Origin of the sequence: Serratia nevei (assembly GCF_024160145.1) — a bacterium.
Taxonomy (GTDB): Bacteria; Pseudomonadota; Gammaproteobacteria; order Enterobacterales; family Enterobacteriaceae; genus Serratia; species Serratia nevei_A.
Window position 1 is genome coordinate 18,688 of sequence record NZ_JAMYWQ010000017.1, and the last position, 24,828, is coordinate 43,515.

Annotated in this window: 25 protein-coding genes, 2 tRNA genes, 3 other RNA genes and 1 pseudogene; 19 read left to right on the top strand and 12 right to left on the bottom strand. The window is 57.4% G+C overall.

Going from position 1 to position 24,828, the window contains the following annotated elements; translation table 11 throughout:
- Window positions 1-49: 49 nt before the first annotated feature.
- Window positions 50-952 (bottom strand): patatin-like phospholipase RssA, encoded by a 903-nt coding sequence (gene rssA, locus M6G53_RS13315; protein WP_253332094.1) that lies wholly within the window; start codon window positions 950-952, stop codon window positions 50-52.
- Between the two features lie 118 nt (window positions 953-1,070).
- Between rssA and M6G53_RS13320 the strand changes: the two genes are divergently transcribed.
- The 10 genes from M6G53_RS13320 to M6G53_RS13365 all read left to right on the top strand — a co-directional run bounded on the left by M6G53_RS13320 (window position 1,071) and on the right by M6G53_RS13365 (window position 5,470).
- The gene (locus tag M6G53_RS13320; protein ID WP_253332096.1) at window positions 1,071-1,535 is read left to right on the top strand and encodes a YchJ family protein; all 465 of its coding nucleotides are present in this window, start codon (window positions 1,071-1,073) and stop codon (window positions 1,533-1,535) included.
- Between the two features lie 68 nt (window positions 1,536-1,603).
- Entirely contained in the window at window positions 1,604-2,452 is an 849-nt protein-coding gene (gene purU / locus M6G53_RS13325) for a formyltetrahydrofolate deformylase (RefSeq protein ID WP_047730553.1), read from the top strand.
- Between the two features lie 176 nt (window positions 2,453-2,628).
- A tRNA-Tyr gene (locus M6G53_RS13330) sits at window positions 2,629-2,713 on the top strand.
- 29 nt (window positions 2,714-2,742) lie between these two features.
- Window positions 2,743-2,830, top strand: a non-coding RNA gene (locus M6G53_RS13335) — RtT sRNA.
- A gap of 96 nt (window positions 2,831-2,926) precedes the next feature.
- Window positions 2,927-3,011: transfer RNA gene (locus M6G53_RS13340), tRNA-Tyr, on the top strand.
- Between the two features lie 46 nt (window positions 3,012-3,057).
- Window positions 3,058-3,185, top strand: a non-coding RNA gene (locus M6G53_RS13345) — RtT sRNA.
- Between the two features lie 47 nt (window positions 3,186-3,232).
- Window positions 3,233-3,360, top strand: a non-coding RNA gene (locus M6G53_RS13350) — RtT sRNA.
- 184 nt (window positions 3,361-3,544) lie between these two features.
- Window positions 3,545-4,117: an LOG family protein gene (locus tag M6G53_RS13355; protein ID WP_253332098.1), complete on the top strand. Its 573-nt coding sequence runs from the start codon at window positions 3,545-3,547 to the stop codon at window positions 4,115-4,117.
- 100 nt (window positions 4,118-4,217) lie between these two features.
- On the top strand, window positions 4,218-5,024 hold the full coding sequence (gene xthA / locus M6G53_RS13360; RefSeq protein ID WP_038877231.1) for an exodeoxyribonuclease III: 807 nt from the start codon (window positions 4,218-4,220) through the stop codon (window positions 5,022-5,024).
- Window positions 5,025-5,068: 44 nt separating this feature from the next.
- The gene (locus M6G53_RS13365) at window positions 5,069-5,470 is read left to right on the top strand and encodes a pyrimidine (deoxy)nucleoside triphosphate diphosphatase (RefSeq protein WP_253332206.1); all 402 of its coding nucleotides are present in this window, start codon (window positions 5,069-5,071) and stop codon (window positions 5,468-5,470) included.
- Window positions 5,471-5,491: 21 nt separating this feature from the next.
- Here the strand turns inward: M6G53_RS13365 and M6G53_RS13370 are convergent, their stop codons facing one another.
- From M6G53_RS13370 to M6G53_RS13390, 5 genes are all read right to left on the bottom strand, one after another.
- Window positions 5,492-5,788, bottom strand: a complete 297-nt coding sequence (locus M6G53_RS13370) for a YnjH family protein (protein WP_253332100.1) — start codon at window positions 5,786-5,788, stop codon at window positions 5,492-5,494.
- Window positions 5,785-7,707, bottom strand: a complete 1,923-nt coding sequence (locus M6G53_RS13375; RefSeq protein ID WP_253332102.1) for a DNA topoisomerase III — start codon at window positions 7,705-7,707, stop codon at window positions 5,785-5,787. The genes M6G53_RS13370 and M6G53_RS13375 overlap by 4 nt, the downstream gene beginning before the upstream one ends.
- On the bottom strand, window positions 7,707-8,816 hold the full coding sequence (mnmH, locus tag M6G53_RS13380) for a tRNA 2-selenouridine(34) synthase MnmH (RefSeq protein ID WP_253332104.1): 1,110 nt from the start codon (window positions 8,814-8,816) through the stop codon (window positions 7,707-7,709). The genes M6G53_RS13375 and mnmH overlap by 1 nt, the downstream gene beginning before the upstream one ends.
- Before the next feature lie 8 nt (window positions 8,817-8,824).
- On the bottom strand, window positions 8,825-9,868 hold the full coding sequence (gene selD / locus M6G53_RS13385; RefSeq protein WP_060423833.1) for a selenide, water dikinase SelD: 1,044 nt from the start codon (window positions 9,866-9,868) through the stop codon (window positions 8,825-8,827).
- Window positions 9,869-10,025: 157 nt separating this feature from the next.
- Window positions 10,026-10,577 carry an NAD(P)H nitroreductase gene (locus M6G53_RS13390; RefSeq protein ID WP_253332106.1) on the bottom strand — a complete coding sequence of 184 codons (552 nt, stop codon included), beginning with the start codon at window positions 10,575-10,577 and terminating at the stop codon, window positions 10,026-10,028.
- Between the two features lie 160 nt (window positions 10,578-10,737).
- Here M6G53_RS13390 and sppA point away from each other — a divergent pair, with 160 nt between their 5' ends.
- From sppA to M6G53_RS13410, 4 genes and pseudogenes are all read left to right on the top strand, one after another.
- A complete protein-coding gene (sppA, locus tag M6G53_RS13395) occupies window positions 10,738-12,594 on the top strand; it encodes a signal peptide peptidase SppA (protein ID WP_253332108.1) in 1,857 nt (618 codons plus the stop codon).
- A 93-nt stretch (window positions 12,595-12,687) separates the two neighbouring features.
- The gene (ansA, locus tag M6G53_RS13400) at window positions 12,688-13,704 is read left to right on the top strand and encodes an asparaginase (protein ID WP_047730911.1); all 1,017 of its coding nucleotides are present in this window, start codon (window positions 12,688-12,690) and stop codon (window positions 13,702-13,704) included.
- A 22-nt stretch (window positions 13,705-13,726) separates the two neighbouring features.
- The gene (pncA, locus tag M6G53_RS13405) at window positions 13,727-14,359 is read left to right on the top strand and encodes a bifunctional nicotinamidase/pyrazinamidase (RefSeq protein ID WP_253332110.1); all 633 of its coding nucleotides are present in this window, start codon (window positions 13,727-13,729) and stop codon (window positions 14,357-14,359) included.
- A gap of 176 nt (window positions 14,360-14,535) precedes the next feature.
- A pseudogene (locus M6G53_RS13410) lies at window positions 14,536-14,649 on the top strand (hypothetical protein); the annotation flags it as partial.
- A gap of 25 nt (window positions 14,650-14,674) precedes the next feature.
- Here M6G53_RS13410 and M6G53_RS13415 read toward each other — a convergent pair.
- Window positions 14,675-14,947, bottom strand: coding sequence for a YeaC family protein (locus tag M6G53_RS13415; protein WP_033634809.1), 273 nt, complete (start codon window positions 14,945-14,947; stop codon window positions 14,675-14,677).
- 63 nt (window positions 14,948-15,010) lie between these two features.
- The gene (gene msrB, locus M6G53_RS13420; RefSeq protein WP_253332112.1) at window positions 15,011-15,424 is read right to left on the bottom strand and encodes a peptide-methionine (R)-S-oxide reductase MsrB; all 414 of its coding nucleotides are present in this window, start codon (window positions 15,422-15,424) and stop codon (window positions 15,011-15,013) included.
- A 348-nt stretch (window positions 15,425-15,772) separates the two neighbouring features.
- On the opposite strand from msrB, the gene gapA reads away from it, so the two are divergent.
- Window positions 15,773-16,768 carry a glyceraldehyde-3-phosphate dehydrogenase gene (gapA, locus tag M6G53_RS13425; protein WP_004932222.1) on the top strand — a complete coding sequence of 332 codons (996 nt, stop codon included), beginning with the start codon at window positions 15,773-15,775 and terminating at the stop codon, window positions 16,766-16,768.
- Between the two features lie 84 nt (window positions 16,769-16,852).
- Window positions 16,853-17,728 carry a D-hexose-6-phosphate mutarotase gene (locus tag M6G53_RS13430; RefSeq protein WP_253332114.1) on the top strand — a complete coding sequence of 292 codons (876 nt, stop codon included), beginning with the start codon at window positions 16,853-16,855 and terminating at the stop codon, window positions 17,726-17,728.
- Window positions 17,729-17,822: 94 nt separating this feature from the next.
- Here M6G53_RS13430 and M6G53_RS13435 read toward each other — a convergent pair whose 3' ends face one another.
- Window positions 17,823-18,587 carry a MipA/OmpV family protein gene (locus tag M6G53_RS13435; protein WP_253332116.1) on the bottom strand — a complete coding sequence of 255 codons (765 nt, stop codon included), beginning with the start codon at window positions 18,585-18,587 and terminating at the stop codon, window positions 17,823-17,825.
- Between the two features lie 426 nt (window positions 18,588-19,013).
- On the opposite strand from M6G53_RS13435, the gene yeaG reads away from it, so the two are divergent.
- Together yeaG and M6G53_RS13445 are read left to right on the top strand one after the other, a co-directional pair.
- Window positions 19,014-20,948, top strand: coding sequence for a protein kinase YeaG (yeaG, locus tag M6G53_RS13440; protein WP_019452766.1), 1,935 nt, complete (start codon window positions 19,014-19,016; stop codon window positions 20,946-20,948).
- Window positions 20,949-21,080: 132 nt separating this feature from the next.
- Window positions 21,081-22,349 carry a YeaH/YhbH family protein gene (locus tag M6G53_RS13445; RefSeq protein ID WP_253332118.1) on the top strand — a complete coding sequence of 423 codons (1,269 nt, stop codon included), beginning with the start codon at window positions 21,081-21,083 and terminating at the stop codon, window positions 22,347-22,349.
- 84 nt (window positions 22,350-22,433) lie between these two features.
- Here the strand turns inward: M6G53_RS13445 and M6G53_RS13450 are convergent, their stop codons facing one another.
- The 3 genes from M6G53_RS13450 to M6G53_RS13460 are packed head-to-tail and all read right to left on the bottom strand — an operon-like array spanning window position 22,434 to window position 24,238.
- The gene (locus M6G53_RS13450; RefSeq protein ID WP_253332120.1) at window positions 22,434-23,084 is read right to left on the bottom strand and encodes an anti-sigma factor; all 651 of its coding nucleotides are present in this window, start codon (window positions 23,082-23,084) and stop codon (window positions 22,434-22,436) included.
- Window positions 23,081-23,629, bottom strand: a complete 549-nt coding sequence (locus M6G53_RS13455) for an RNA polymerase sigma factor (RefSeq protein ID WP_253332122.1) — start codon at window positions 23,627-23,629, stop codon at window positions 23,081-23,083. Before M6G53_RS13455 ends, M6G53_RS13450 begins: the two co-directional genes overlap by 4 nt.
- Window positions 23,630-23,674: 45 nt before the next feature.
- Complete coding sequence (locus tag M6G53_RS13460; protein ID WP_219227584.1) at window positions 23,675-24,238, bottom strand: fasciclin domain-containing protein; 564 nt, start codon at window positions 24,236-24,238, stop codon at window positions 23,675-23,677.
- 349 nt (window positions 24,239-24,587) lie between these two features.
- On the opposite strand from M6G53_RS13460, the gene M6G53_RS13465 reads away from it, so the two are divergent.
- Window positions 24,588-24,818 carry a biofilm development regulator YmgB/AriR family protein gene (locus M6G53_RS13465; protein WP_253332125.1) on the top strand — a complete coding sequence of 77 codons (231 nt, stop codon included), beginning with the start codon at window positions 24,588-24,590 and terminating at the stop codon, window positions 24,816-24,818.
- Window positions 24,819-24,828: the final 10 nt, after the last annotated feature.

Sequence of the window (24,828 nt, forward strand, 5' to 3'; positions counted from 1 at the left end):
TGCTCGTCTGAAACAGACCTACCGCGCATTGCCAACCAAGAACCGAGAATTATCTATTTTTTATCAATGGCAACAACCGATCCAGCTGTTTTTCCACCGCCAGCACTCCGGCCTCGATCGCTTCGCCGGCGCGATGGAAGTCCAGCGTCGAAATTTGCGGGCAATAAGGTTGGATCAACACGTCCGGCGGATCGCTCGCCATCCGGTTGCGTTTCAGGCGATTTTCCAGCATCTGAATTGAGGTGCCCATGACCTCCATCGCCGTCGGCGCCGTCGTCGGCTTGCGCTGTCGCATTCTGCCGACGCGCTCCCGCAGGCGTCCGCGCCAGCTGTTCGCAGGCGTATCCTCCGGGTTTTCGTCCTCGGCGCGCACCGAGAACAGATCCTGATGCATCAGATGCGCGTCATGCTGCAGATCGACGGCGATGACAATATCGGCACCCAGCGCCCGGCAGAGCGACACCGGCACCGGATTGACCACCGCGCCGTCCACCAGCCAATAACCGTCGGCCCACACCGGTGCCAACAGGCCGGGCATGCTGCAAGAAGCTCGCACCGCCTGATGAATATCGCCTTCGGTCAACCACAGCTCGCGACCGGTGCTCAGGTTGGTCGTCACGGCACCAAACTTCAGCGTGCATTCGGCGATGTCATTGACCTTCAACAGTTGCCCGACGGCATTGAACACGCGCTCGCCGCGCAGCAAGCCGCCGCGCTGCCAGGAAAAATCCATCAGGCGGATCACATCCCAATAGCTGAACGATCGCACCCACTGCTCCATCGCCGGCAGGCGATGGCTGGCGAACGCGGCCCCCACCAATGCCCCGACAGAGCAGCCGGCAACAATATCGACCTCAATCCCCAGCTTCTTTAACGCATTGATCACGCCGATGTGCGCCCAGCCTTTGGCCGAGCCGGCTCCCAGCGCCAGTCCGATCTTGATTTGCCGCATCGCGCCATCCTCTCGATGAAAGATGTTCTCTGCTTTCAGGGTAGATTGTCACTGACGAATATTGTTAGGTAACATATGCGCTAAATTCATTTTCTGCCCCGCCTTCTCAGGAGTTATTTTGCCCGAATCATGCCCATGCGGCAGCGGACTGGCGTATAACGCGTGCTGCGCCCCTTTTATCAGCGGCAACCAGCCTGCGCCGACGCCTGGCCAGCTGATGCGTTCACGCTTCACCGCCTATGTCAATCATAACGTCGACTATCTGATCGCCACCTGGCACCCCGACTGCGGCGCCGAAGAGTGGCGCAATGCGATCGTCGACAGCTTTAAAAATACCGAATGGCTGGGCCTGACGATTGTGGAAGAGAAAGCCGGCCACGGGCCGGACGAAGGCTTCGTCGAATTCATCGCCCGCTTTACCGATGGCGAAAGCAGCGAACCGCAGGCGATGCATGAGCGCTCGCGCTTCCTTCGTCGCGATCAACGTTGGTATTATATCGACGGCACCAAACCCCAGCCCGGCAGAAATGCGATTTGTCCCTGTGGCTCAGGGAAAAAATACAAGAAGTGCTGCGGGCGCTAGCCGGCCGGCACTTCACGTTTACGCCTGCGCAGACAGGCCGTTCAGTATCAGACAGGATCCTCAAACCCATGCCACACCAAAATGTACAACGGAAAGTGTTACGCACCATCTGCCCGGACGCCAAAGGGCTGATCGCCAAGATCACCAACATCTGTTACAAGCACGAACTCAATATCGTTCAGAATAATGAGTTCGTCGATCACCGCACCGGGCGTTTCTTCATGCGTACCGAGCTGGAAGGCATTTTCAACGATAACACGCTGCTGGCCGATCTGGACAGCGCGCTGCCGGAAGGTTCGTTACGCGAGCTGCACAGCACCGGGCGCCGGCGCATCGTGGTGCTGGTCACCAAAGAGGCCCACTGCCTGGGCGATCTGTTGATGAAAAGCGCCTATGGCGGCCTCGACGTTGAAATCGCCGCCGTGATCGGCAACCACGACACGCTGCAATCGCTGGTGGAACGTTTCGATATTCCTTTCCATCTGGTGAGCCACGAAGGCTTGACGCGTGAACAACACGACCGAGAAATGACGGCCCAGATCGATCAATATCAGCCGGATTACGTGGTGCTGGCCAAATATATGCGCGTGCTGACCCCGGCCTTCGTGCAGCATTATCCGAATCAGGTGATCAACATTCACCATTCGTTCCTGCCGGCGTTTATCGGCGCGCGCCCTTATCACCAGGCCTATGAGCGCGGGGTAAAAATCATCGGGGCCACCGCCCACTACGTTAACGACAATCTCGACGAAGGCCCGATCATCATGCAGGACGTGATCCACGTCGATCACACCTATTCCGCCGAGGATATGATGCGCGCCGGCCGCGACGTGGAGAAAAATGTGCTCAGCCGTGCGCTGTATCAGGTGCTGGCGCAGCGCGTCTTTGTCTATGGTAACCGCACCGTTATTCTCTAATCGCTCAATAAAACGGTGCATTTCGTTCAGGGATGCACCGTCGAGAATAAAAAAACGGCAAACGATTCATTTTCTGCATTTCAATGCTTTACACATCCGCTTCATTTGATATGATGCGCCCCGCTTACCGAGACAGCGCTCTCGCAAGCAAGGCCAGTTAAATAGCCATGTAATATGGTGGGGTTCCCGAGCGGCCAAAGGGAGCAGACTGTAAATCTGCCGTCACTGACTTCGAAGGTTCGAATCCTTCCCCCACCACCATCTTTTCGTTGCTGATACGCATTGGGTTAAAGCGAATCAGAAAGGGAAGGATAACGTGCTTTAGCGCGGCCCGAAGGGTGAGGAACGAAGTGACGAATAATCCTTCCCCCACCACCATCTTTTCTCCGCCAGGAGCGAAGACGCAGTAAAGAAGCCGGCCAGGTTTCTTCCGGATAAAACCGGAACAACAATTAGTAAATCCATGAATACCATGGTGGGGTTCCCGAGCGGCCAAAGGGAGCAGACTGTAAATCTGCCGTCACAGACTTCGAAGGTTCGAATCCTTCCCCCACCACCATCCCTTGCAAAAAATCCCTGAACCAAGTTAAAAACATCGCATCCCTCATGCTCCGCAACGGGGAAGGATGAGAAGCTTCGACTAAGGTTCGAGTCTCACGCAGTGAGACAACGCGCTTCAGCGCGGCCCGCAGGGTGAGTCGCGCAGCGACGAATCATCCTTCCCCCACCACCATCCCTTGCAAAAAATCCCTGAACCAAGTTAAAACACATCGCATCCCTCATGCTCCGCACCGGGGAAGGATGAGAAGCTTCGACCAAGGTTCGAGTCTCACGCAGTGAGACAACGCGCTTCAGCGCGGCCCGCAGGGTGAGTCGCACAGCGACGAATCATCCTTCCCCCACCACCATCCCTTGCAAAAAATCCCTGAACCAAGTTAAAACACATCGCATCCAATGCTTTCGTATCAATAAAACTCAATTTATCTCCCCTTATTCCCCGCTTTTACCTCGCCTCACTCCCAGCCGTAACTTGAACTCCGGCCGACAATTCGCTATACCACTGGCTTCTTTAGTGCAGTAAGGAACAGGTGGATGCGAAACAATATTTGCGTTTTTTGTGGCGCCAGCGAAGGCGTCAATCCCGCTTATGCCGAGCAGGCTCGCCAACTGGGGCAACGGCTGGCCGCACAGGGGCGCCGTTTGATTTACGGCGGCGGCAAAAAAGGGTTGATGGGGATCGTGGCAGACGCCGTGTTGGCGGCGGGCGGTGAAGCTGTCGGCATTATCCCCGAGCGCCTGGTTGAAGCGGAAACGGCACATCGCGGCCTGACGGAACTGGAAGTCGTGCCGGATATGCATACGCGCAAAGCCCGCATGGCTGCGCTGGCGGACGGTTTTATCGCCCTGCCCGGCGGCATCGGCACGCTGGAAGAGCTGTTTGAAATCTGGACCTGGGGGCAAATCGGCTATCACAACAAACCGGTCGGTCTGCTCAACGTTAACGGGTTCTATCGCCCGCTGAGCCAGTTCCTCGAACACGTCGCCGATCAGGGCTTCATGCGCCACGACTATCTCGGCACCCTGCACATCAGCGAATCGGCGCAAACGCTGCTGCAACAGTTTGACGACTATCAACCCAAAAATTACGATCGCTGGGCGAAATAACCGGCTGCGCAGTCAGCGGGCGCGCCGCTGTCTGCGTTACATTTCCCGCCGAACTCTGCTACTATCACAGCACATTTTTCTCGTGAAAACGGCACCGCTCATGAAGTTTGTCTCTTTTAATATCAATGGACTGCGCGCGCGTCCGCATCAGCTGGCGGCAATTATCGAACAGCACCAGCCCGACGTGATCGGTCTGCAGGAAACCAAAGTTCACGACGACATGTTCCCGCTGGAAGAAGTCAGCCAGCACGGCTATCACGTGTTCTATCACGGGCAAAAAGGCCATTACGGCGTGGCGCTGCTGACCAAAGCGGAGCCTCTGGCCGTGCGCCGCGGCTTCCCGACCGATGAAGAAGACGCGCAGCGTCGCATCATCATGGCCGATCTGGCAACGCCACAGGGCACGCTGACGGTGATCAACGGCTACTTCCCGCAAGGTGAAAGCCGCGACCACCCGATCAAATTCCCGGCTAAAACACGCTTTTATCAGGATTTGCAAAACTACCTGGAGCAGCAACTGTCGGCGGAATCCCCGGTGTTGATCATGGGTGACATGAACATCAGCCCGAGCGATTATGACATTGGCATCGGCGAAGACAGCCGTAAACGCTGGCTGCGCACCGGCAAGTGTTCCTTCCTGCCGGAAGAGCGCGAATGGATGGACCGCCTGCTGAACTGGGGCCTGGTAGACACCTATCGCCACGCCAACCCGGGGCGCAACGACGAATTCTCGTGGTTCGACTACCGCTCCAAGGGGTTCGACGACAACCGCGGCCTGCGTATCGATCTGCTGCTGGCCAGCACCCCGCTGGCTTCGCGCTGCATCGCCACCGGCATCGATTACCAAACCCGCAGCATGGAAAAACCTTCCGACCATGCGCCGGTCTGGGCGGAATTTACGCTGTAATCCCATCACCCCGGCGCTCGCCGGGGTTTTACTCTGTGAAGCCAATGAAAATTATCGACGTGGTAGCCGCTATTCTGGAACAGAACGGCCACATTTTACTGGCCCAGCGTGGCGCAAACAGTGACCAGGCCGGTCTGTGGGAGTTTCCCGGCGGCAAGGTTGAAACGGGCGAAAGCCAGCCAGAAGCGCTGGCGCGCGAGCTGGATGAAGAATTGGGAATTTGCGCCCGTATCGGCGACTATGTGGGCAGCAATCAGTGGCAGCAAGACGAACGCATCATCCGGCTGCACGCCTGGCGAGTCGCGGATTTCTCCGGCGAATTACAGCAACGTTGCCACTCGGCGTTGGTCTGGGTCACGCCGCAACAGGCGCAGGAATACGCCCTGGCGCCCGCCGACGTTCCGCTGCTGGCGGACTATATCGCTGCGCAACGCGGTGCACGCTGAACGCAGCGACAGGTTACATCGTCACTTCTTCAGTCGCACCCAAATCAAAGGGTTGGTGCCAATGGTGTTAGGCTCACGCACGCACTGCAGCACTTCCCCTTCCACTTTAAGCACCGCGCCCTCGGAATAGTTTTGATTCTGGTAGACGCAACAGCGGTTGCAGGGCTGCGCCGGCGGCGGATTGACGCCGCCTTTGGCCGTGCCCCAGATCTCCGGTGAAACCGGCAGCACCACGTCCACATCGCCACGGTTAGCGGCGGCCAGGGCGGAAAACATCAGGGCGGCGGCAGCCAACACTCCACTGAGTCCATGCTTCATTCACTCTTCTCCTGCGCCTTGCCGGCGCTTTTCCTGCGTTTTTTGCCCCCGCTGGAAGGCGGCGGCAACCCACGAAACGCCATGCTCGCCCGGCTCTGCTTGGCCTGATAAATCAGCTCTTGCAGCGTGCCGACCAACGGCTGCATAAAGTCCTGATAGCGGCAGGATTTCTCGCTGATTTGCGTCAGCGTGGCTTCCCAGTTGGCCGTCATATCAGGACGCGCAGCAAGATCCGGCAGCGAGTGAATCAACGCGCGCCCGGTTTCGCTGGAGTGAATATAGCGCCCCTTCTTGTACAGAAACGCCCGCTTGAACAGCAATTCGATGATCCCCGCTCGCGTCGCTTCCGTTCCTAAACCATCGGTCGCCCGCAGGATTTTCTTTAACGCTTTATCTTGTACGAATCGCGCGATGCCGGTCATCGCCGACAGCAGACTGGCGTCGGTAAACGGCCGCGGCGGCTGCGTCTGGCGCTCCACCACCTCACCGCGCTCGCACAGCAGCTCATCATCTTTGGCCACCACCGGCAGCGGCGCACCTTCGTTTTCCTCGTCGCGCTCCTTGCTGCCCAGCAGCGTGCGCCAGCCGGCCTCCGCCAGGAAACGCGCCTTGGCGATGAATTTGCCGCCGGCGATATCCAGCTCGATCACGCATTTGCGGAACACCGCATCCGGACAAAACTGCATCAGATACTGACGCGCCACCAGCCCATACACGTTCCGTTCATCCTGCGTCAAATTGACCTTGCCGGCGCGGGCGGTGGGAATGATGGCATGGTGCGCATCGACCTTTTTATCGTCCCAGCAGCGGTTGCGGCGATCGCTGTCGATCACCGGCTGCGGATACAGCTCGGGTTGGTGCACGCTGATGGCGTTCAGCACCGCGTGGCGGCCGGCGAAATGCTCTTCCGGCAGATAGCGGCAGTCGGAACGCGGATAGGTGATCAATTTGTGGGTTTCGTACAGCCGCTGGCAAACGTCCAGCACCTGTTGCGCGCTGAGGTTGTAGCGCCGGGCCGCCTCGATTTGCAGCGTGGAAAGCGAGAACGGCAGCGGTGCGGTATCTGATTCCCGTTTATCGTTATAGGCCGTGACCAGCGCCGGCTGGCCCTCGATGCGCTTGACCACGTGCTCCGCCAACGGCCGATGCAGCAAACGCCCCTCTTCATCCTGATAGGGTTCACAGGAGTCGCTGGGCTGCCACAGCGCCACGAAGCGCTCTTCTTTCGGCGTGACGATGTGCGCCTTAACCTCGAAAAAGTCTTTTGGCACGAAGTTTTCGATCTCTTCGTCGCGACGCACCACCAGCCCCAGCACCGGGGTCTGCACCCTGCCCACCGACAGCACGCCGTCGTAACCGGCGTTGCGGCCCAGCAGCGTATAGGCGCGGGTCATATTGATGCCGTACAGCCAGTCGGCGCGCGAACGCGCCAGCGCGGACACGCACAGCGGGATAAAGTCTCGGTTGTCGCGCAGGCGCTCGACCGCACGCTCCACCGCCTGCGGGTTGAGATCGTTGATCAGACAGCGGCGCACGTTCTGGCGCTTCTCCGCCGTCAAATCCAGGTAGTCCAGCACCTCATCCACCAGCAGTTGCCCTTCGCGATCCGGGTCACCGGCGTGAACCACTTCATCGGCTTCGAGCAGCAGCTTTTTAATGGCGTTGAGCTGTTTACTGACCGAAGGCCGCGGCTGCAAGCGCCATTTTTCGGGAATGATTGGCAGGTCCGCCAATGACCAGCGCGCATAGCGGCTGTCATAGGCGTCAGGCTGGGCCTGCTCCAACAGGTGGCCGACGCACCAGGTCACCACGTCGTTGTTGCCACAGGCGATATAACCGTCGCCGCGGCGGTGCGGCTTGGGCAAGACGTCGGCAATGGCGCGCGCCAAACTCGGTTTCTCGGCTATGAACAGTCGCATTAATCACCGTTTTTCTGGCTGAACGTCATCAAGAATTCTCTTACTTCTGCATAGTTTCCACGGAAGACGATCCGCTGGGCTTTCTTTTCCAACTGATAGCAATACATCGGATCGTAGTACTGCTGCAACAGAGGCGCCAACCATTCGCGGTGCGCGTCGCCCTGGCCGCTGAGGCGCTGAGCCCGCAGCGCCGCCTCCAACCGCTGCGTCAGCTGCTGGAAGCGCTCCAGGCCCAAACGGCGGCGGATGGCGAACAGGCCGTGATGCAAATAGTCGTCGTACTGCCGCCAGCCTTCTTCCACGCCATAGGCCTGTTCGAACTGTTCGCGCATACCGTCGATATATTCCGCCTGCAGGCGCGCCAGGCGAATGTCGAACGGATCGTCGATCACCGCCACAGGTGCCTGCTGCATGCCGTTGAACAACGGCAACGGCAGATTGTTGCTGCCGATGATCCGCCCTTCGTCTTCCAGCACCCACCGGCGGCTGCCACCATGCTGTTTTTTCAGCAATAACACAGCCAGACGATTCTCAAAATCTATCTGCGAGCTTTGCCCCGCCAGCGTTCGGCCAAAAGATGAACCGCGATGGCGCGCCGCGCCTTCCAGATCGACGCCGTCGGCCAGTTCGTTGACCAGCAGCGTCTTGCCGCTGCCGGTATTGCCGCCCACCAGGGCCATCGGCAATGCCGCGCTTTGCGTCAGCACACCGAGCAGATAATTGCGCAGTGCCTTATAACCGCCAGTGATACGCGGATAATCCACGCCGGCCTCATGCAGCCATTGCTGCACCAGCTGCGAGCGCAGCCCGCCGCGGAAGCAGTAAATATAGCCTGCGGGCCGCTCTGCGCAGGCCGCCAGCCAGGCGGCGGTGCGCTGTTCGCGCAGTTTGCCGTTCACCAGGCTGTGGCCGAGCGCGATCGCCGCTTGTTGCCCATGCTGCTTATAGCAGGTGCCGACCGCCTGGCGTTCGCTGTCGATCATCAGCGGTAAATTCACCGCCTGGGCAAAGGCGCCCTGCTGAAACTCGATCGGCGCGCGCACGTCAATCAGCGGCACGTCCTGCAGGAAAATGCGTTGGTAATCGTCGCTGTCCGGCCTTCCTTGCATGTTGGACACTACGCGACCTCGATCAGCGGCTGCCCGGTCTGTGCGGCATGCAATTCACCGATAGCGTTGAGCGTAATACCGTGCTGCTCGGCAATCGCCAGCACCTGCGCCTCCGACTCAGGCAATACCGCCAACAGCAAGCCGCCGGAGGTTTGCGGATCGCACAGCAGCTGGCGCTGCAAATCGCTCATCTCGCCCACCAGATGGCCATAGCTGTCGAAGTTGCGCCCGGTGCCGCCCGGCACGCAGCCTTCGGCAATATACGCCTCGACGTCCGGCAGCTTCGGTACCCGGTCGAACCAGACCGTGGCCTGCAGACCGGAGCCCTGGCACACCTCGCTCAGGTGGCCCAGCAGGCCAAAACCGGTGATATCGGTCATCGCCGTAACGCCCGCCACCTCGGCAAAATCTGCGCCCGGCTTGTTCAGGCGGCACATCACTTCCGTCGCCAGGCCCTGATGCTCAGGGCGCAGCTTGCTTTGCTTCTCGGCGGTCGTCAGCACGCCGATGCCCAGCGGCTTGGTCAGATAGAGTTTCGCCCCGGCCTGTGCGGCGCTGTTTTTCTTCACCCGCTCGGTATTGACCACGCCGGTGACCGCCAGGCCGAAAATCGGTTCCGGCGCATCGATGGAATGGCCGCCGGCCAGTGCGATACCCGCCTGCTGGCAGGCGAAACGGCCACCGTCGATCACCTGCTGCGCCACCTCCGGCGGCAGTTTGGCGATCGGCCAGCCAAGAATGGCGATCGCCATGATCGGTTTGCCGCCCATGGCGTACACGTCGCTGATGGCGTTGGCGGCCGCAATGCGGCCGAAATCGAACGGATCGTCGACGATCGGCATGAAGAAGTCGGTGGTGCTGATGATGCCGACGCCGTTGCCGATGTCGTACACCGCCGCGTCGTCGCGGGTTTCATTGCCGACCAGCAGGCGCGGATCGACAAATTTTTCCCGCTCGCTGTGCAAGATGGTTTCGAGAACTTTCGGTGAGATTTTGCAGCCGCAGCCAGCGCCATGGCTGTACTGGGTTAAACGGATCGCTGGCGATGTCATAGTCCACTCCCTTCGGTAACGGCACTCAAGATAACATAGGGTAGCGCTTGCCGAGGGGATTGATAAGAGCGGGCCGCCGATAAGCGAACGGCCTGCTCAGAAACCATGCAATTTTGCGGGGTTTGGCGCATTTTCGCCGCGCCCCGCGGGAGAAAACTCAGAAATAGCTGACGAAAGGCGCGCTGTCCGGCGGCGTCACCTTGGTGGCGGCCTTCAGCTGTGGCGTGCCCAGATAGAGGAAACCGACGATCTCATCCTGCTCGCGGCAGCCGAAGGCTTCGCGCACCAGCGCATGCTCGGTCCAGGCGCCGGTGCGCCAGATGCCGTTAAAGCCCTGCGCCAGCGCCGCCATCTGCATCGCCTGCACCGCGCAACCGGCGGAAACTACCTGCTCCCAGCGTGGCACCTTGGTTTCTTCGGTGCAGTGCGCAATGACGGTGACGATCAGCGGTGCGCGGAACGGGGCCTTGGTGGCCTTTTCGATCGCCGCGTCGTCCAGTTGATCCTGCTTCGCCGCCGCCTGCAGCAGCTGGCTGAAGCGCTCGAGACCCTGATTTTCGATCATCACGAAACGCCACGGCTGCAGTGCGCCGTGATCGGGCGCTCGCAGGCCCGCGTTGATGATATTTTGACGCACTTCCCCCGCCGGCGCCGGTTCCGCTAAGCGCGAAGCCGAGCGGCGATTCAATAACAGATCCAGAGCATCCATCGTAAACTCCTGATAACAATTTTCATTCCGGCCACGTTAACATAGCTAAACGGCGAGTTACAGCCTCGGCGATAGCGTCTGTGTACCACGATTTAAAGCTGACATTTCCCCGGCCGCTCATTAGGATAGCGGAACATTCTCGACTCTTGTTGGAGAGCACATGCGCACATTGTGGCAAATTATTGCCGGCATTTTCCGGTGGACATGGCGTCTGCTGAATTTTATCAGGGAACTGATCCTTAACCTGTTCCTGGTCTTGCTGATCCTGGTTGGGGTCGGCATCTATCTGTCCTTCCAAAGTTCCTCCACCTCGACGGCGCCAGCGCGCGGGGCACTGCTGGTCGACTTAAGCGGCGTGGTGGTCGATCAGCCTTCGGTAAACAACCGGGTGCGGCAATGGGGCCGCGAGTTGCTGGGCGCCTCCAGCAGCCGCCTGCAGGAAAACTCGCTGTTCGACGTGGTGGACAGTATCCGCAAGGCTAAAGACGACAAAAACATTACCGGCATGGTATTGCAACTGAATGACTTCGCCGGTGCCGATCAGCCGTCGCTGCGTTATATCGGCAAGGCGCTGCGCGAGTTCCGCGACAGCGGCAAGCCGATCTTCGCCATCGGCGACAGCTACAACCAGACGCAATATTTCCTGGCCAGCTACGCCAACAAAATCTACCTGTCGCCGCAGGGCGCGGTCGATCTGCACGGTTTCGCCACCAACAACCTGTATTACAAGTCGTTGCTGGACATGCTTAAGGTCACCACCAATATCTTCCGCGTCGGCACCTATAAATCGGCGGTTGAGCCGCTGATCCGCGACGATATGTCCCCGGCGGCGCGCGAAGCGGACAGCCGTTGGATCGGCGGCCTGTGGCAGAACTACCTGGAAACCGTGGCCGCCAACCGCCAGTTGACGCCGCAGCAGCTGTTCCCGGGCGCCGCCGGCGTGCTGAGCGGCCTGCAGGCGGCCGGTGGCGACACCGCTCGCTATGCGCTGGACAATAAGCTGGTGGATGAGCTGGCGTCGCGCACCGCGATCGAAAATCAGCTGGTCAAAACCTTCGGCTGGGATAAACAGGCGAACGATTTCAACGCCACCAGCATCTACGACTACCAGCCGAAGCCGGATGCCAATCAGGGCGGCAAGATAGCCGTGGTGTTCGCCAACGGCGCCATCATGGACGGCCCGCAGACGCCGGGCAACGTCGGGGGTGATACCACCGCCGCCGAGCTGCGCCAGGCGCGCCTGGATCCGGCCATCAAGGCCGTGGTGTTCCGCGTCAACAGCCCGGGTGGCAGCGTCAGCGCATCCGAAGTGATCCGTTCCGAACTGGCCGCCGTGCGCGCCGCCGGCAAGCCGGTAGTGGTTTCGATGGGCGGCATGGCCGCGTCCGGCGGCTACTGGGTTTCGACGCCGGCCGACTACATCATCGCCAGCCCGAGCACCCTGACCGGCTCCATCGGCATTTTCGGCATCATCAACACCTACGAGAAAACCCTGGATACGCTGGGCGTGCACACCGACGGCGTGGCGACCTCACCGCTGGCCGACATTGCGGTCACCAAGGCGCTGCCGCAGGAGTTCTCGCAGATGATGCAGCTGAACATCGAAAACGGTTATAAGAACTTTATCGAACTGGTCGCCAAATCGCGCAAGATGACCCCACAGCAGGTTGATCAAATCGCCCAGGGCCACGTCTGGCTCGGCAGCGACGCCAAGGCCAACGGCCTGGTCGATCAGTTGGGCGATTTCGACGATGCGGTGAAGAAAGCCGCCGAGCTGGCGAAGCTGCAGCAGTGGCAGCTCGACTGGTTCGTCGATACCCCAAGCCTGAGCGATATGGTGCTCAGCCAGTTCGGCGTTTCCATTCACGCCATGCTGCCGGCGGCGATTCAGGCCATGTTGCCCGCCCCACTGGCCTCGGTCGCCAACGCGGTGAAAGAACAGCCGGGTTTGTTCAATAACCTGAACGATCCGCAGAACCGCTATGCGATCTGCCTGACCTGCGGAGAAGTCCGCTAACAAATAATTCTACAGCCCGGCCACCGCCGGGCTTTTTTTCTGCCGCCATGCCCCTATAATTCAGCCCATCTTATCTTTGTTAAAATCATGACCATGCAAAAGAAATCCATTTACGTCGCCTACACCGGCGGCACCATCGGCATGCAGCGTTCCGATCACGGCTATATCCCGGTTTCCGGCCACCTGCAGCGCCAGCTGGCGCTGATGCCCGAATTCCATCGTCCGGAAATGCCGGATTTCACCATTCATGAATACGCGCCATTGATCGACTCTTCGGACATGACGCCGGAAGACTGGCAGCACATCGCCGACGACATCAAACAGAACTACGATCGCTACGATGGCTTCGTGATCCTGCACGGCACCGATACCATGGCGTTCACCGCGTCGGCGCTCTCCTTTATGCTGGAAAACCTGGCTAAACCGGTGATCGTCACCGGTTCGCAGATCCCGCTGGCGGAGCTGCGCTCCGATGGCCAGACCAACCTGCTCAACGCGCTGTATCTGGCGGCCAACCATCCGGTGAACGAAGTCAGCCTGTTCTTCAACAACAAGCTGTTCCGCGGCAACCGCACCACCAAAGCGCACGCCGACGGTTTCGACGCCTTCGCCTCCCCGAATCTGCCGCCGCTGCTGGAAGCCGGTATCCACATTCGCCGCCAGCACGGCATCGACAGCCCGGCTTGCAATGGCGCGCTGCGGGTGCACGACATCACGCCGCAGCCGATCGGCGTGGTCACCATCTATCCGGGCATTTCCGGCGCGGTGGTACGCAACTTCCTGCTGCAGCCGGTCAAGGCGCTGATCCTGCGCTCCTATGGCGTTGGTAACGCACCGCAGAAGGCCGAGCTGATCGACGAGTTGCGCGCGGCCTCTGAACGCGGCATCGTGGTGGTCAACCTGACGCAGTGCATCTCCGGGCGCGTCAATATGGAAGGCTATGCCACCGGTAACGCATTGGCGCACGCCGGGGTGATCAGCGGTTTCGACATGACGGTGGAAGCCGCCCTGACCAAGCTGCACTACCTGCTGAGCCAGCCGCTGACGCCGGAACAAATCCGCGCCCTGATGCAGCAAGACCTGCGCGGCGAACTGAGCATCAACGGTTAACCTACTGAACGCTGGAGCGGCGATGAAAACGGCCCTGTTGTTGATCGATCTGCAAAACGATTTCTGTCCCGGCGGCGCGCTGGCGGTCACGGCGGGCGACGCCGTCATCCCGGTGGCCAATCAGGCTATCGCCGCCTGTCTGGCCCGTGGCGAGCCGGTGGTGGCCAGCCAGGACTGGCACCCCGCCAATCACCGCAGCTTTGCGGTGAACTCCCAGGCACAGGTCGGCACCCTCGGCGAGCTGGAAGGCCTGCCGCAGGTGTGGTGGCCGGTGCACTGCGTGCAAGGGAGCCACGGCGCCGATTTTCACCCCCGGTTGCAGCGGCAACATATCAATGCCGTTTTTCGCAAAGGCCAGGAGACGGACATCGACAGCTACAGCGCATTCTTCGATAACGGCCACCGGGCGCAGACCGAACTGCACGGCTGGCTGCAATCGCAGGGCGTCCAGCGGCTGGCGATCATGGGCCTGGCGACCGACTACTGCGTGAAGTTCAGCGTGCTGGATGCGCTGGCCATCGGCTATTCAACGCAGGTGATCGTCGACGGCTGCCGCGGCGTGAATCTGCATTCGGAAGACAGCGAGCGGGCGCTGCAGGACATGGCGCGCGCCGGCGCGCAATTGGTTACCCTGTCGCAGTTTCTCGCCAACTGAAGCCTCTCGGGTGCCACCGGCCCCCTCTCTGCGCGGCGGCGACAATATCGACGCCGCTCACAATACCGCCCTTCTCCGCCCCCAACGGCTTGTGACCGGCAGGCGCTTTGCTGTTATGACTGCGACGCTTTTGGCGTCAATCGGTTATACGCATCCGGGGCCCGCTGAGCCCGGCTTTAAAGCATTATCTGGCTGCCGGACTGAAACCGGCGCAGATGAACCTCGGTATCGGTTTCTACGGCCGGGTGCCAAAACGGGCGACCGAAGCGGGCATCGACGGGGCGATGGCGACATCGCCCCGCTTGAGGGGCAGCCTTACTGCGGTTTGAGTTTGGCCAGCGGCTCGGCGACGAACTGCTGTTTCAGCTCTTGCTTGCTCTTCATCACGATTTGTCCGTCGGTACCGATGCTCATGTGCTGCGGATCGACGTTGTTCATCGACTGCCACAGCATCACCGCCTGCAGGCTGTTTTCTTTCTGCTCCGGCGTCAGCGCCACGCCGTCCGGCCATTTGCCCAGCTCAACCGCCTGCACCAGGCGCTGGTATATTTCGGGCGTCATCGCCGCAATCAGATCTTTCACGTCCATCAGGGCCCTTCCCGCTTACGGATGAATAATTAGCTGAATCGATTTTGTTGGTTAAATTACCACTTAACCGGCCGTTTGGTCGCCATTTTCGCCATCGGTGAAACTCAGCGAGGCGGAGTTGACGCAATAGCGATCGCCGGTCGGCTGCGGGCCATCGGGGAAAACGTGCCCCAGGTGCGCGTCGCAGTGGCCGCAGCGGATTTCAACACGATGCATATTATGTGAATTATCATCAAGATAACGAATTGCATCAGCGGAAACCGGCTCATAAAAGCTCGGCCAGCCGCAGCCGGAATCGTATTTGGTTTCGGAATAGAACAGCGGCTGGTTACAGCACAGGCAATGGTACACGCCCTCACGCTGGTTGTGCAGCAATTTGCCGCTGAACGGGGCTTCGGTGCCACGCTGTTGCGTCACATAACGTTGGATTTCATTCAGTTCCGTGACCGGATGACCGGGGGTTGTCTCTTTAGCCATTTGTGCTTATCTCTGAATGTGGATAATGTCAACGAAAACAATGATTAATAATAACAAAAAATTAACACCGCTGCAGGGGTTTTTGGCCTAAACTGTAGCCCATAAAGGCCACGCGACGATGATATGTGATAGCGATCACACATCTTGCGTATGCTGACTTTATACTTGGCGGCTTGTCCCCATATAGCGGATGAGGCCGAGCGCAAATGGACTGTGCAATAAGCGTGCAAAACCACCCTTCCGGTTTGACTTGCCGCAAGAATTGACACGATTCCGCTTGACGCTGGGTAAGGTTTTTGTAATTTTACAACCAACCTTTTATTCACTAACAAATAGCTGGTGGAATATATGACTATCAAAGTAGGTATCAACGGTTTTGGCCGTATCGGTCGCATTGTTTTCCGTGCTGCTCAAGAGCGTTCTGACATCGAGATCGTTGCAATCAACGACCTGTTGGACGCAGAGTACATGGCTTACATGCTGAAGTATGACTCTACTCACGGCCGTTTCAACGGTACGGTAGAAGTTAAAGACGGCCACCTGGTTGTTAACGGCAAAACCATCCGTGTTACCGCAGAGAAAGACCCGGCTAACCTGAAGTGGAACGAAGTGGGTGTTGACGTGGTTGCTGAAGCGACCGGTATCTTCCTGACCGACGAAACCGCACGTAAACACATCACCGCTGGCGCTAAAAAAGTGGTTCTGACTGGCCCATCCAAAGATGCGACCCCGATGTTCGTGCGTGGCGCTAACTTTGACAAATATGCCGGCCAGGACATCGTATCCAACGCCTCTTGCACCACCAACTGCCTGGCGCCACTGGCTAAAGTCATCAACGACAACTTCGGTATCGTTGAAGGCCTGATGACCACCGTTCACGCGACCACCGCAACGCAGAAAACCGTTGATGGCCCGTCCCACAAAGACTGGCGCGGCGGCCGCGGCGCATCCCAGAACATCATCCCTTCTTCTACCGGCGCAGCGAAAGCGGTTGGCGTTGTTCTGCCAGAGCTGAAAGGCAAACTGACCGGTATGGCGTTCCGCGTACCAACGCCTAACGTATCCGTTGTTGACCTGACCGTGCGTCTGGAAAAAGCGGCTACCTACGAAGAAATCAAGAAAGCCATCAAAGACGCCGCCGAAGGCTCTATGAAAGGCGTTCTGGGCTACGTTGAAGACGACGTGGTTTCCACCGATTTCAACGGCGAAGTGCTGACTTCCGTGTTCGATGCCAAAGCCGGTATCGCACTGAACGACAACTTCGTGAAACTGGTTTCCTGGTACGACAACGAAACCGGTTATTCCAACAAGGTTCTGGACCTGATCGCTCACATCTCCAAATAATGGCATGATGTTAAGCTGATAATGAGGGCGACATTTCTGTCGCCCTTTTTTATTTGTCTCTCCGGCAAACAATAAGGTCATGAAATGAAAGATAAAATTTTCACCCTGCCCGTTTCCGCACAGATTTCTCCTTACATCAGCCAGCGTCAACTCGATGAGCTGGGCGTGGTTGTGGTCTCGCACCCTAAAGTGCGCGCAGCCGTCGCGCTGCAGGGCGCCCATTTGCTGGCCTGGCAGCCCAGCGGTGAGCAGCCGATGATTTGGCTCAGCAGCAACACCCCTTTCGCCAAGGGCAAGGCCATCCGCGGCGGCGTGCCGATCTGCTGGCCCTGGTTCGGCCCGGTGGCGCAACCCTCCCACGGCTTCGCCCGCAACCAGCCCTGGAGCCTGACGGCGCACGATGAAGACGACAACGGCGTCATCCTGACCTTTACGCTCAAAGACAATGAACAGACCCGCAAACTGTGGCCGCACGCCTTCACGCTAATTGCCCGTTTCAAGCTGGGTGAAGAGTGCGAGATCGAACTGGAATCGCACGGCGATTATCAGGCCACGGCGGCGCTGCACAGCTACCTCCAGGTCGGCGACATCGATCGGGTCAGCGTGGCGGGCCTCGGCGAGCCTTATATCGACAAAGTGGCGGGCGGCACCGAAGCGCGCCAGGCAGGCGAAGTGACCTTCGTCGGCCAAACCGACCGCGTCTATACCCACCCGGAGGCCTTCAGCCTGATCCGCGATCCGGCGTTCGCACGCACCATCGAGGTTCACCACCATCATATGAGCGACGTCATCGCCTGGAACCCCGGCGTAGAACTCTCCTGCAGCATGGGGGATATGCCGAATGACGGTTACAAGACCATGGTTTGCGTAGAAACCGGGCGCGTCAGCAAACCGCTGGTCGCCGCCGGTGAACAACCCGCCCGTTTGGGCGTCACCTTCCGCAGCCGTAAAAAGGCCTGAGAGGCCGCGTGCGTCAGCGCACTACAGATGTGCAAAAGGGGCGCAAACGCCCCTTTTTGATGCACGTGATGCACAATAGTTGTGCAATGCGCGATTAGAAGGTGTAGCTCACACCCGTCATTAACAAACCGGTGTAGGATTTATCCACCATCGGGCTGTCTTTCACTTCATCAGACAGTTTCACATAGCGGCCGACGAAGAAGGCATTCCAGCTTTTGTTGATCTGGTAATTGGCGCTCAGCTCGAGATACGGCGCCCAGCTATCGCCAGGGGTGTAGCTGTCCAGGCCGCTGCGGCGCGATTCATTGGCGCTGACGCCGTAGTAATATTTGTTCTGGTTTTTGCTGTTCCACATCACGCCCACGCCCGGGACCAACGTCAGCGCGTCCAGATCAAACTTGTACAGGTAAGCCACATCGCCCACCAGGCCGTTGCTGTAGTTCAGCGTGTCACCGGTGAAGGTGGTACGGAGGGTGCCCCACTCGGCGTTGTGCGAATAGGCCAGGCCGGCCATCAGCGTGCCGCGGCGCTTGTCGAGACGCTTCATGCGATCGTCGTCGCTGTCGCCCGGACGGTAGCCCCATGGCGTGTAGTAACCCATGATGCTCAGCTGGTTTTCCTGATCTTTCCACAGGTAGTAACCGGCGGTCAGCGTACGGAAGTAGAAGTCGTCACCTTCATAGTCGATGACGGGCACCGGATAAACGCGGTCCTGATAACCACGATACGCGTCCGGGCTAACCAGCGCGGCAGCGCCGAGTGACCAGGTTCCCGCCTGAGCACTTTGCGCACAAACCATTGCGGAAGCGATAATTGCTAGCGTTTTGAGTTTTGAAATCTTCACTGGTTCTTTTTCCATAAATTACAGGGTTAATAGCCGCGATAGTTTATGTGAAAATTTAGTTATGTGCCTAATCTTTACAATAGAAAACGACCAAGATCGAATAACTTATAGCGGAATTATGAATTAATCATGGCGGAACGATGACGTTTCATGCCGCAGGCCGCGCCAGACAAGGCATTTGGCTTTCATTGTCATAACTGAGTCATTGATATGACTTAAAAAAAGCTTTTTCTACGGCAGGAAATTTTCCGGCAAGCAAACTAAGCTTAAATCAGAAGGTGGATTTATCCTGGGCCCAGTGGCATACAGCGCAACTCGCGATAATAAGCGCACCAAGTTGGCATACGGGTTGCTGTACTCAGGCGTATTCTCATCTTTCGGGAGCCAGAACACTATCACACGCTCTCTTTAACCTGTGCTAATAACGAAAGGACGGGCATCATGAACATATTTGACCACTATCGCCAGCGCTACGAAGCTGCCAAGGACGAAGAGTTCACACTGCAGGAATTTCTTACCATTTGCCGGCAAGATCGCAGTGCCTATGCCAATGCGGCCGAACGTCTGCTGATGGCTATCGGTGAACCTGTGATGGTCGACACTGCGCTAGAGTCACGCCTGTCGCGCCTGTTCTCCAACCGCGTGATCGCACGTTATCCGGCCTTCGAAGAATTCTACGGCATGGAAGAGGCCATCGAACAGATCGTCTCTTACCTGAAACACGCCGCTCAGGGCCTGGAAGAGAAGAAACAGATCCTTTACCTGCTGGGCCCGGTGGGCGGCGGTAAATCCTCGCTGGCGGAACGTCTGAAGGCGCTGATGCAGCGCGTGCCTATTTATACCCTCAGCGCCAACGGCGAACGCAGCCCGGTGAACGATCATCCGCTGTGCCTGTTTAATCCGCAGGAAGACGCCACGATCCTGGAAAAAGAGTTCAACATCCCCAGTCGCTATCTCGGTACCATCATGTCGCCGTGGGCGGCGAAACGCCTGCATGAGTTCGGCGGCGACATCACCAAGTTTAAAGTCGTGAAAGTGCGCCCTTCCATTCTGGAACAGATAGCCATCGCCAAAACCGAGCCGGGCGACGAAAACAACCAGGACATCTCGGCGCTGGTCGGTAAAGTGGATATCCGCAAACTGGAGAACCACGCGCAGAACGATCCGGACGCCTACGGCTACTCCGGCGCCCTGTGCCGTGCCAACCAGGGGATCATGGAGTTCGTCGAGATGTTCAAAGCGCCAATCAAGGTGCTGCATCCGCTGTTGACTGCCACCCAGGAAGGCAACTACAACGGCACCGAGGGCATCTCCGCCCTGCCGTTCAACGGCATCATTCTGGCGCACTCCAACGAATCCGAGTGGGTCACCTTCCGTAACAACAAGAACAACGAAGCGTTCCTCGACCGCGTGTATATCGTCAAGGTGCCTTACTGCCTGCGCGTGTCGGAAGAGATCAAGATTTATGACAAGCTGCTGGATCACAGCGAGCTGACCCACGCACCTTGCGCGCCGGGCACCCTGGAAACGCTGGCGCGGTTTAGCGTGCTCTCGCGGCTGAAAGAGCCGGAAAACTCGAGCATTTATTCGAAGATGCGCGTGTATGACGGCGAAAGCCTCAAGGATACCGATCCGAAAGCCAAGTCCTATCAGGAGTACCGCGACTACGCCGGGGTTGACGAAGGCATGAACGGCCTCTCCACCCGTTTCGCCTTCAAAATCCTCTCGCGAGTATTCAACTTCGATCACGCCGAAGTGGCGGCCAACCCGGTGCACCTGTTCTATGTGCTGGAGCAGCAGATCGAACGCGAACAGTTCCCGCAGGATTTGGCCGAGAAATACCTGGAACATCTGAAAGGCTACCTGATCCCGAAATACGCCGAGTTTATCGGCAAAGAGATCCAGACCGCCTATCTGGAATCCTACTCGGAATACGGACAGAACATTTTTGACCGCTACGTGACCTACGCAGACTTTTGGATCCAGGATCAGGAGTATCGCGATCCCGACACCGGTCAGCTGTTCGACCGCGAATCCCTGAACGCCGAACTGGAGAAAATTGAAAAGCCGGCCGGCATCAGCAATCCGAAAGATTTCCGCAACGAAATCGTGAACTTCGTGCTGCGCGCCCGCGCCAACAACAACGGCCGTAACCCGAACTGGACCAGCTACGAGAAGCTGCGCACCGTGATCGAGAAGAAAATGTTCTCCAATACCGAAGAGCTGTTGCCGGTGATTTCGTTCAACGCCAAAACCTCGACGGACGAGCAGAAAAAACACGACGACTTCGTCGATCGCATGATGGAAAAAGGCTATACCCGCAAGCAGGTGCGCCTGCTGTGTGAATGGTATCTGCGGGTCAGAAAATCCTCATAACGCCTCAGGTAAGCGGCATTATCAGGGCCATGTCCACAGTCATGGACGTTGCAGCGCAGCCCACGGAGGGGCTGGCACCTTGCGCTGCTGCGGCCGGGACATGAAAAGTTGGCAACGTCGTTTGGGGGAAGTATGGCCTATTTCATTGACCGACGGCTGAACGGCAAAAACAAGAGCATGGTGAATCGCCAACGCTTCTTGCGCCGTTACAAGTCGCAAATCAAACAGTCGATTGCCGAAGCCATTAACAAGCGTTCGGTCACCGACGTAGACAGCGGGGAGTCGGTCTCCATCCCCACTGACGATATCAACGAACCGATGTTTCATCAGGGGCGCGGCGGCACGCGCCATCGCGTTCACCCAGGCAACGACCACTTCGTTCAGAACGATCGCGTCGAACGGCCTCAGGGCGGCGCAGGCGGTGGCGGTGGCCAGGGCAACGCCAGCCAGGACGGCGAGGGCCAGGATGAGTTCGTCTTCCAGATATCCAAAGACGAGTATCTCGATCTTTTGTTCGAGGATCTCGCCCTGCCCAACCTGAAAAAAAATCAGTACAAGCAGCTGACCGAGTTCAAAACCCATCGCGCCGGCTATACCGCCAACGGTGTACCGGCCAACATCAGCGTCGTGCGTTCGCTGCAAAACTCACTGGCGCGACGTACCGCCATGACCGCCGGTAAAAGACGTGCATTGCACGAACTGGAAGACGAGCTGAACCAGTTGGAAAACACCGAGCCGGTGCAGCTGCTGGAAGAAGAGCGGCTGCGCAAGGAGATTGCCGAACTGCGCAAGAAAATCGAAAGCGTGCCGTTTATCGACACCTTCGACCTGCGTTACAAAAACTACGAGCGCCGGCCGGAGCCTTCCAGCCAGGCGGTGATGTTCTGCCTGATGGACGTATCCGGCTCGATGGATCAGGCCACCAAAGACATGGCCAAACGTTTTTACATTCTGCTCTATCTGTTCCTGAGCCGAACCTACAAAAACGTCGAAGTGGTCTATATTCGCCATCATACTCAGGCGAAAGAGGTAGACGAGCAGGAGTTCTTCTATTCGCAGGAAACCGGCGGTACCATCGTTTCCAGCGCGCTGAAATTGATGAACGAAGTGGTTGAGGAGCGATACGACCCGGCGCAATGGAATATCTACGCCGCGCAGGCGTCGGACGGCGACAACTGGGCCGACGATTCACCGCTGTGTCATGAGCTGTTGGCGAAGAAGATCCTGCCGATGGTGCGCTATTACAGTTATATAGAAATCACTCGCCGCGCTCACCAAACGCTGTGGCGCGAATATGAGGATCTGCAGGCGAAATTCGACAACTTCGCCATGCAGCATATCCGCGAGCCGGACGATATTTATCCGGTATTCCGCGAACTGTTTCGCAAGCAGACCGTATAACCATAAAAACGGCCGGACACATATTCTCCGGCCGTTTTCATACTGAACGAATTTAAATCATATTCAGGATACTTCCGACGTCAATCATAGAACCAATTCGCCGGAATACAACACAGGGCCGGTCGGCTGTTGGTTCGGCGAGCCGCCTAACGGCTCCAGGCTGATAGCAATCGTTGTTCCTTTAACTAAATCAGCATCCGCCAAATAAAACTGACTCATGCCGTTCTCGTTTACAAGGCCAATTGCAACGGGCTTATGCCCAACGGGGATAAGCCATAATTCAAGGCTTTTTCCGACGGGAATAGCGGCCAGGCCTAATGGTGTTATTCGAACAATTTTTCTTTGCCTATCGGAACTCACAACCCACGACACTTGATTCGTTCCGTTCAGCACAACTAGCGGTTTCAGCTCTGGCGTACGCCAATGAAACCACGAACTCAGGCTCAATACGCCGATTCCCGCCGCAACCCCCCATGCAATATAGTTTCGGATATGCCGTCTGAACGAAGAGTATCGAGGCAGATTTAATTCAATTCTTTTCCAAACGCTTTCGGGCGGAGGGATCGGCGTGATACCGATATCCAGCCCTGACCAGATACTTTGCCATTTTCCAACCTGGGAAGCTAAAACGCTATCCGTTTTCAGACGGCGCTCAAAATGCAGCCGAGCATTCCCTCTGAGCGTGCCAAGAGCATACTCTGCAGCCAGCATTTCATCACTTTCACGTCTGTTCATAGGCCTAGGCAATCCTTCAGATGCGATAGCGCACGACGGACCCAGCTTTTAACCGTACCCAGCGGTTGCTGCAACCAATCAGCGATATCCGCGTGCGACATCCCTTGATAATATGCCAAAATAATACTTTGCCGTTGTTCAGAAGTCAGATGCTTCAAACAATCGTTTAACTTTTTAGCCTGCTCCCCATCGTCATCCAAACTTTCATTTTCCGACTGAGGGATTTGGTCACTATATTCTTCTTCCAGTTCGGCATGGCGTCCGTACCGGCTACGCAATCCATCAATACATCGATTCCTTATAATATGAGTAAGCCATGTCATAGGCGAACTCATGGTCGGATCATAATCTCCAGCACGTTGCCATACGGTAAGAAAGCCGTCGATCAGAACCTCTTCTGCCCACTGACGATTACGCAACATGCGTAGCGCAATGGCGAATAAACATGCGGATGTCGAACTGTACAGGCGTTCAAATGCTCGGCGATCGCCATTAGCGATCGCCTTTAAGCACATTATCTGGTTTTCTTTCAACGAGTGATCCATACCATTCCTAAAGCGGGTAAGCTTTGCCCATTTCGAGTATAGGCATTACTTGGGCATTAGCACGGTATCAATAACCTCGATTACACCGTTTTGCTGCCGCACATCATAGGTGCTGATGTTGGCGACGTCGCCTTTGGCATCTTTGATCTGAATATTATGCGGGCCGTTATTCATAAACCATAGCGACTGGCCATTGACGGTTTTGAGTTCCGCCCGTCCTCCGCCTTGCTCAATTTTTCTCTCCAGCGCTTTCATGTCATAGTTCCCCGCCACGACGTGATAGGTCAACACGCTGGTCAACAGAGTTTTGTTCTCAGGTTTTAGTAGATTATCCACCGTACCGGCCGGCAATTTGGCGAATGCGGCATTCGTTGGCGCAAAGACCGTATAAGGTCCTTTGCCTTGCAAGGTGTCGACCAAGCCGGCAGCTTTAACCGCCGCGACCAGCGTCGTATGATCTTTTGAATTCAGCGCATTTTGCACAATGTTTTTTGAGGGGTACATCGCAGCCCCCCCAACCATCACGGATGCTGAATCAGCGGCAACGGCCAGGGTTGCGGCGCTGAACAGTAATGAGCCGGTGAAGAGAGTGGAGATAAGCGTTTTCATGATTAAGTCCTCAACGTAAGCGGAGCGGAAGTGTCGCTCATTACTGATATACGTATGAGGGGCGCCAAGTGGATGCACGGATGGCAAAAAATAACGCAAAAGGAACGAGTACCTTTACAAAGATCCCTAACAAATACGTGCTCCGGTGCTGACAGCCACTTTCCATTCTTTCTTCTGAGGTTATTCCTAAACATTCACCTCCACGCCCGCACGGCTTGATAGGAATATTCCCATTCAGTTATCGTTATCCCATTGCTTAAACCCGGTCTTAAGCGAAATTTGTCTCACTTTATTTTATGGCTTCTCAGCCCGCTTCGGCGGGCATTTACCTGTCAGCAGGTTAGATATCATGATCGACTACACCCTCTATGGCCTCAGCAAGCCCGATGTTGATGAATACCATAAGCAAATATGCTGCCTGCTCGGCAGAAGCGTGCTGTTGGTGCTGACGGCCAACAAGCCGATAACCAAGCAGAACCTGCTCGCCAGCCTTATCCAGGAGGTAGAAAAGCAGCCCGACGAGCATTTTCAAAAACTGCATCGCGCCGCCATAGAACTGATCGGCGTTAACGGGCGCTAACGCGATATGC